The 7,366-nt window shown below is 67.2% G+C and carries 8 protein-coding genes; 4 read left to right on the forward strand and 4 right to left on the reverse strand.

Features of this window, described 5'->3' with window-relative positions; all coding sequences use genetic code 11:
- From AC1DU6_RS14735 to rsgA, 4 genes are all read left to right on the forward strand, one after another.
- On the forward strand, positions 1 to 568 hold a 568-nt coding region (locus tag AC1DU6_RS14735), incomplete at its 5' end, for an AAA family ATPase (RefSeq protein WP_477857956.1).
- 105 nt (positions 569 to 673) lie between these two features.
- Entirely contained in the window at positions 674 to 2,338 is a 1,665-nt protein-coding gene (locus AC1DU6_RS14740; protein ID WP_477857958.1) for an ExeA family protein, read from the forward strand.
- Positions 2,339 to 2,364: 26 nt separating this feature from the next.
- Positions 2,365 to 3,072, forward strand: a complete 708-nt coding sequence (locus tag AC1DU6_RS14745) for a general secretion pathway protein GspB (RefSeq protein WP_477857960.1) — start codon at positions 2,365 to 2,367, stop codon at positions 3,070 to 3,072.
- Between the two features lie 322 nt (positions 3,073 to 3,394).
- Positions 3,395 to 4,465 carry a ribosome small subunit-dependent GTPase A gene (gene rsgA, locus AC1DU6_RS14750; protein WP_477857962.1) on the forward strand — a complete coding sequence of 357 codons (1,071 nt, stop codon included), beginning with the start codon at positions 3,395 to 3,397 and terminating at the stop codon, positions 4,463 to 4,465.
- A 230-nt stretch (positions 4,466 to 4,695) separates the two neighbouring features.
- Here the strand turns inward: rsgA and AC1DU6_RS14755 are convergent, their stop codons facing one another.
- The 4 genes from AC1DU6_RS14755 to AC1DU6_RS14770 all read right to left on the reverse strand — a co-directional run.
- The gene (locus AC1DU6_RS14755; RefSeq protein ID WP_477857964.1) at positions 4,696 to 6,027 is read right to left on the reverse strand and encodes an MBL fold metallo-hydrolase; all 1,332 of its coding nucleotides are present in this window, start codon (positions 6,025 to 6,027) and stop codon (positions 4,696 to 4,698) included.
- A gap of 188 nt (positions 6,028 to 6,215) precedes the next feature.
- Positions 6,216 to 6,371: a DUF3096 domain-containing protein gene (locus AC1DU6_RS14760; protein ID WP_082532451.1), complete on the reverse strand. Its 156-nt coding sequence runs from the start codon at positions 6,369 to 6,371 to the stop codon at positions 6,216 to 6,218.
- A gap of 155 nt (positions 6,372 to 6,526) precedes the next feature.
- On the reverse strand, positions 6,527 to 6,835 hold the full coding sequence (locus AC1DU6_RS14765) for a luciferase domain-containing protein (RefSeq protein ID WP_235531859.1): 309 nt from the start codon (positions 6,833 to 6,835) through the stop codon (positions 6,527 to 6,529).
- Positions 6,836 to 7,125: 290 nt separating this feature from the next.
- On the reverse strand, positions 7,126 to 7,366 hold a 241-nt coding region (locus tag AC1DU6_RS14770), incomplete at its 5' end, for a DUF5990 family protein (RefSeq protein ID WP_477857966.1).

The following is a 7,366-nucleotide window of genomic DNA, read 5'->3' on the forward strand; positions in this document are numbered from 1 at the left end:
GCTGGAGGCCATGGAGGAGCACCAGGTCAGCATCGAGGGCATCAGCCACCCGCTGCCCGAGCCCTTCTTCGTCATCGCCACGCAGAACCCCAGCGAGCAGCTCGGCACCTTCCCGCTGCCGGAGTCGCAGCTGGACCGCTTCCTGATGTGCATCTCGCTGGGCTACCCCGACGCCGCCGCCGAGCGCGAGCTGCTGACCGGGCAGGACAGCCGCGAGCAACTGCGGTCGCTGGGCGCCCTCATGACGCCGGCGGAGCTGATCCAGGCGCAAGCCGCCGTCAAGGCCATCCACGCCGCGCCGCCGCTGCTGGACTACCTGCAGGCACTGATTGCGGCCACACGCTCGGGCCAATGGTTCGTGGAAGGCCTGTCGCCGCGCGCCGGCCTGGCCGTGCTGCGAGCCTCCCGCGCCCGGGCCCTGCTGCAGGGGCGCGACTATGTGTCGCCCGACGACGTGCAGGCCATCCTGCCGCAAACCATCGCCCACCGCCTGCAGCCTCGCGCCGGCGCGGGCCGCGGCGCTCGCGAGCAGGTGCGGGCGATGATCGAAGCCATCGCCCTCCCCTAGCTTGGCGCTGATTGCCGGCCTGGCGCTCCTGCGCAGCCGGCACGTCGCGGTTGGCCAGACGGGTTCGGCCCGGGCAGATCGGCGGCATGGTTATCCTGCCGCCCCATGTACGTGCCCTTCTTCGGCTTGAAACAAGCGCCGTTCTCGATCGCGCCGGACCCGCATTACCTGTTCATGAGCGAGCGCCACCGCGAGGCGCTGGCCCATCTGCTGTATGGGCTGGACGGGGGCGGCGGCTTCGTGCTGCTCACCGGCGAGATCGGCGCCGGCAAGACCACCGTCTGCCGCTGCTTCCTGGAGCAGATCCCGGCGAACTGCAACGTCGCCTATATCTTCAACCCCAAGCTCACCGTCCCTGAGCTGCTGCAGGCGATCTGCGACGAATTCCATGTCGTGGTGCCGGCGGGCGCGCGGACGGTGAAGGACTACGTCGACCCGCTGAACGCCTTCCTGCTGGCGCAGCACGCTGCCGGGCGCAACAACGTGCTGATCATCGATGAGGCGCAGAACCTCTCGGCCGACGTGCTGGAGCAATTGCGCCTGCTGACCAATCTGGAAACCAGTGAGCGCAAGCTGCTCCAGGTGGTGCTGATCGGCCAACCCGAGCTCCGCGGCATGCTGGCCCGGCCGGAGCTGGAGCAGCTGGCGCAGCGCGTGATCGCGCGCTTTCACCTGGGCGCGCTGTCCGAGGCCGAGACGGCACAGTACATCCGTCACCGCCTGAACGTGGCCGGCCTCACCGGCGCGCTGCCCTTCGACCGCAAGGGGCTGCGCCTCATCCACCAGCTCACCCGCGGCGTGCCGCGCCGCATCAACCTGCTCTGCGATCGCGCACTGCTGGGCGGCTATGCCAGCGGCCAGGCGCAGGTCACGCGAACAATAGTGCGCCAGGCTGCGCGCGAGATGTTCGACGAGCAGGCCGCACCGCCCGTGCCCAGGCGCAGGCCCGTCGCGGCGGGCATTGGTGTGGCCCTGCTGGCCGCGGCCATCGTGGGCGGCTGGCTGGCCTGGCGGGCGCAGCAGGCCACCATGGACGGACGCCTGCAGAAGGCCAGAGCGGAGGGCATGGCCGCGGCTGCCAGCGCGGCATCTGCTGCGGCAGCGGCTGCGAGTGCGGCTTCGCAACCCGCCTCCGCGGCCAGCCGCACCGAGCCAGCCCCCGAACTGCTGACGCTCGCCGACTGGAAGCCGCAGGACGCCGACGCCTGGGCGGCCCTCGCCCAGCGCTGGGGCCTGCCGCTGCCGGACAAGGCCGACCCCTGCACCGTGGCCGCGCAGCGCGGCCTGCAGTGCTACCGCAGCGGCAGCGGCAGCCTCTCGCTCATCCGCCTCATCGACCGCCCCGTGCTGCTGACCCTGCAGCGCCCCGGCCACCCGGCGGCCCTGGCCGCGCTGGTGGCGCTGGACGCGCAGCACGCCACGCTGGTCGTGGACGGCACGCCCCGCCGCGTCACGCTACCCGAGCTGGCCGGCGCCTGGCGCGGCGAGTTCACGACCTTCTGGCGCGTGCCACCGGGCTATGCCGAGCGGGCCGAGAACATCGTTCCCCTGCGCAACTGGCTGGCCACACAGCTCGCCAGCGTGCCGGGTAGCGCGCCGTCCGCGCCGGCCTCCGCACCCGCGCCCGGCTGGCCCGAGCTGAGCCGCCAGGTGCAGGCCTTCCAGGCCAGCCAGGGTTTGCAACCCGATGGCCGCGTCGGCCCCATCACCCTGATGCAAGTCAACCGGGCTGCCGGTATAGCCGAGCCGCGCCTGGACGTGGCGCGCTGAACGCGAGAATCGCAAGACCTAACGCCATGTCCTACATCCTCGACGCCCTGCGCCGTGCCGAAGCCGATCGCGAACGCGAGCGCGGCCAGGTGCCGGGCCTGAACACCCAAGCGGTATCCACCAGCGACGCCGCCCGCGCCGCCGGCCCACGCCGCTGGCTGCCCTGGGCCGGCGGCGGCCTGCTGCTGCTGGCTGGCATCGGCGCCGGCAGTTGGTGGGCAAGCGGCCCGCAGGACGCGACCCCGCCGGTTTCGCCGCCAACGCCCACCCCGGTGGCCACCGCGGCGCCAGTGGCTGTGCCCGCGCCACCCGCCGCGCCAACGCCACAGCCCACCGCGTCCGCCTCGCCCTACCTGCCACTCGTGCCGCCGCCGGTCGCGGTGACCACAGCACCGGCGCCCCGTCCCGTCAGCGAGGCCACGGCGCCGGCACCCGTGGCTGTCGCCGTGCCTGCCCCCGTTCCTCCAGCACCGCCCGCCCCAGCTCCCACCCCAGCCGCCGAAGCTCCCATCCCCCGCCTGGCCGAGCTGCCCGAAGCCATCCGCCGCGACGTGCCCCGCATCGTCGTCAGCGGCTCCGTCTACTCCGACGACCCGCGCGGCCGCTTCGCGATGATCAATGGCGAGGTGCTGCGCGAAGGCGCCCAACTGGGCCCCGACCACGTGCTGGAGCTGATCCGCCCGCGCGAGCTGGTGTTCAGGTTCAGGGGCCACCGCTACCGACAACCGGTGTAGGGGCACCGACGCCGCCACGTCGCTGGCAAAGCAACAGCATGCCTGCAGCACCATGCATCGCCATTGACGCGTACCGCACGCCACAGGCAGACTGGCGGCCTTCATCAATCAGCCCGCAAAGGAGAAGACCATGGAACAAGCAGATCGTGTCGCCCTCCTCCTGCCGGCTGCCTGAGCGCCCAGCACCACTGAGTTCGAACTCGCGTTCGGACTGACCTCGCGTCCACCGCGGGTCCATTGATCGCCGCAACAGCGCGGCCGGCTTCCCACCTGTTGCTCCGCGCCACCGTGCGCGGACGAAGCCCACTTTCAATGGACTCCCATGATCGAATTCGATTTCGAGACGCTGCACGCCCTCGGGCTCACCCCCGCCATCGCGAGCCGTGCGGTACAACTTCCTCAACCCCATGACGAACCCGGCCTGCGCCTGGCCCGCGTGGTGGAGGCGCAGCGCGACTGCTTCACGCTGCATGACGGCTACACCGAGCTGTTTGCTCGCGCGCTGCCCCGGCTGGTGCAGCAGCTGCAGGCCCAGGTTCAACAGCTGACCATCGGCGACTGGGTCGGCGTTCACATCGACGCGCACGGCCAGGCCTGGATCGCCGACCGGGTCGAGCCCGTCACGCAGATCGCACGCCGCGCCAACGACGGGCGCCGCCAGCCGCTCGCGAGCAACGTCGACGCGGCGCTGCTCGTGATGGGGCTGGACGCCGACTTCAACGCGCGCCGCATGGAGCGCTACATTGCGATGGTGCGCGCCTGCGGCGTGGTGCCGGTCGTCGTGCTCACCAAGCTCGATATCGCGCCGCAAGCGCAGGCACGCATCGCCGAGATGTATGCCCGCCTGCCCGCGACCGTGCCGGTGCTACCGGTCAACGCGCTGACGCGCCAGGCCAGCACCGAGATCGGCCCTTGGCTGCATGCGGGCCAGACCCTCGTGCTGCTCGGCTCCTCGGGGGCCGGCAAGTCCACGCTCATCAACACCCTGGCCAATGCCGGCCAGGCCACGGGCGGCGTGCGCCAGGGCGACGGCCGCGGCCGCCACACGACGACGGCGCGCTCGCTGCACCGCTGCGTGCAAGGCGGCTGCATCATCGACACGCCGGGCCTGCGCACCTTCCGGCCCGATGCTGACGCCAGCACGCTCGCCGCCACCTTCGAGGACGTGCAGGCGCTCGCGCAGCAATGCCGGTTCCGCGATTGCTGCCACGAGAACGAACCTGGTTGCGCGGTGCGCGCGCGCGTCGACGCGGACCGGCTCGACAACTACAAGAAGCTGATGCGCGACGCCCAGCGCGGCGAATTGACGGCGCTGGAGCGCATTGCGCAGCGCAGCAAGTGGAAGAAGATCGGCAAGGCGGGTAGCCAGCGTGCAAAGGAGAAGAGGGCTTGAGGGGCTCGAGCAGGACAGTGGCTTGGCAATGCCAGCATCTCATGCAGATGAACGAGGCGGGGCAATCGGCCAGATGCCAAGTTCAGGGTGGATGCTGCCTTCGCGTTGGACAGCCGGCCGGCAACTCTCGACCCATCGGCGACCTCCGATCGCTAGAAGGCGTTCCGACCCGAGAAGAACGCAATCATTTGCGCAGACTGCTCTGGTCTGCATCGACGGTGGCACGCGTGCTAGTGGGACATAGCCGTCGAATCGCGAGTCATTCGCCATGTCGGATCGAAGGGGTGGTCTCGCCTGGCACCTCGCGTGAGGCCAACGGCATCAGCGTGCTGGCCCGGTCCGAACTGGCGCAATGCGGCAAAGGTCTTCGCCCAGTCGCTCGGTGGCTGAAATCCTTCACCACAATCGTCACCGACGCTGGTGGAGGAAACGTGCGTGACGGCATCCAGCAGTGACTGACTAAATCGCTTTGTATCCGCAAATCCCAGTTTGTTCTTGACGTCGTGATTTGCAGCCGTGACGACACCGTTCGACGACAGGATGTACTTGTCGAAATACTGCGTTTGCGCTACGAGCGAAACCTTCTGGCCATCCAGATACCCTTTGAGTGCGTCATCCTTGAATGGATACGGCATGCCCGACCAAAAAGCGTTGAACAGTCCATCCCAGTGGCTCGGCAGGTAAGTCTTCGGATGAATGACCGGGACAACCATTTCCGCCACCGGCTTTCCGCCTGTGCCGATCCATGCGTCGACCTTAGTGAGTCCGGCATCCGTCATTGCAGCGGCCAAGTTGCCAAGAGGTGGCCCGAAGTTCACACCGTCGACCACGATGTCCTTGTCCAGATCGAACGCGCTTGCCGAATTGCTGACGAAGAATGAGAGCTGGCCCTCGGGACTGTCCACCGTGAACAGGTAGGCCCTGTTACCGCCCCCGTTGGGGTAGTCCTCTCCACCGCCGGCGCGAAGGCCTCCGGACTTCGGGTCGGGAATCGGCGGTCGATACAGCTCTCGCGCAAAGTGCTGTATCGGATTGCTTGAGTCGCCGCTGTGGTTCCAGCGAACGACACGCATGGTGATGCCGTCGCCCAGTGAGATCTTTTCGCCGCCGCTGACGCTGCGGCATTGGGACCCGGCTACGCCTTGTGCTGCGGCTTGCATGCAAGTGGATGAGCCGCCAATCATCGGGGCGCCGGTCAGTTTCGCCCACGTGGGGGTGTCCCAACTGTGGTCCCAATGACTGTGGCCGACAACAAGCAGATCGAGCTTGTCAGTCCCCAGCATTGCATCGCGCACCTTGGTGATGGAGGCGACGTCGACGCCTGCCGGCTCCTTCGTGTAGGCATACACGTCATTTGCGTAGACCGGAGACGCCGTGAACAAGTTTTCGGGCAGACGGGAGATGTAGCCGTCCATGACGATGCGCTTGTCGCCGACCTTGAAATACCAATTGGCGATCGACATCCAGGTCATTTCCACCGACGGCGGCGCTGCGTTGGCGACCGACGAGAAGATCGCCGCAACAGCCGCAAAGGGCCCCCAGCTCACCAGCTTGTGCTTCATCAAACTTCTCCGGTGGGGCAGATAACCATCTCCAGACGTCGCAGATACGTCATTCGGGCATTTCGTGGGTGTTCATAGGCAGCGTGTATTCCTCGGCAATGCGCACTTCGACGCGGCTAGCCCCCCCGAAAGCAACCACTTCAACCGTCGGCTCCTGGCCGATCCGCGAAATTGGCAGTGAACCCCGCCTAACCCAGGTGCATCTGACCGGCGCCCACTAAGCCGATCAGCCCGATCACGATCAAGTAGATTGCGACGATGTAGTTGAGCAACCTGGGAACCACGAGGATCAGGATGCCGGCGAGCAGGGAGATGATCGGGGCAAGGCCGAGATGGAGATTCATAGAAATTTCCTTGGTTATCGCACGGCCTCGACGACAAGAGCATCGCCAAGCATGCACTTCAGCCTACCCGAAAGCTGCCGATCGTCAGCGGCGTCTCCTGGCCGATGCCGAGCATCCGCTCAGATCCCTGCAAGCTGAAACCGCCGTTGGACTGCTCATAGCTGCTCGATGGCGACCTTGACCAGTTCGGCGACACGCTCTGCCTCAGCATCGGTATGGAAGCGCACCTCGATCCAAGGCGAGGACGAAGAACGGGTCGGATGGTGAACGGAGCCGGCTGGATGGGAGAGACCCAACGCGCGGATGACCTTCTTTGTGAGTCTCAGGTCGAGTTCATGGTCGTCGTGGAAGTGCGCAAACTCCCTTCCCCTAAAGAATAGAGCTGTACCACCCGAGACAGGAGACGGTTCGGCAGCTAGTCCTTCGATAGAGACAAGCGACTGAAGCAGTTTCAGCTTGAGCATGTTCACGTGGTGCCGACATCGAAATTGCGTGGAGAGCCTACCTGAAAGCCGTCGTTCGCAACTGACTGCTCATGGCCGGGAGCGGGTCACCGACCCGGCATTCCCGGATGACAGCTACCGCGCTGCCCAACCACTTGCCGCACCCGAATCCGGCCTGCGCATGCCCATGCGACCGAAGTGCGCGTGACTGCTTCACATTGCATGACGGCCATACCAAGTTGTTTGCCCGAGGCCCGCGCGCTGGTTGGCTATCCGGTGACCGCTTGCCAGCCGACCTCTCTGGCGCCAGGTCAGGCCACCTGGCTCCACACCACCGCGTGCGGCTTCACCGAAGCGCAGATGGGGCCGCCATCGGCCATGGTGCCAAGGACACGGGCCTCGATGGCGCCCGCACTGGAAGCCAACACGGCCTCCACGACCTCGCGGGGAATGGAAGCCAGCTTCAACTTGGCGCGGCGCGTCCAGTTGGAGCCCGGCTGTCCCGCGAGAGTGCCCGAGTTGAGGTAGACGAAACGATCCGCGGGCGTGCCC

Source organism: Roseateles sp. P5_B10, from assembly GCF_056400485.1.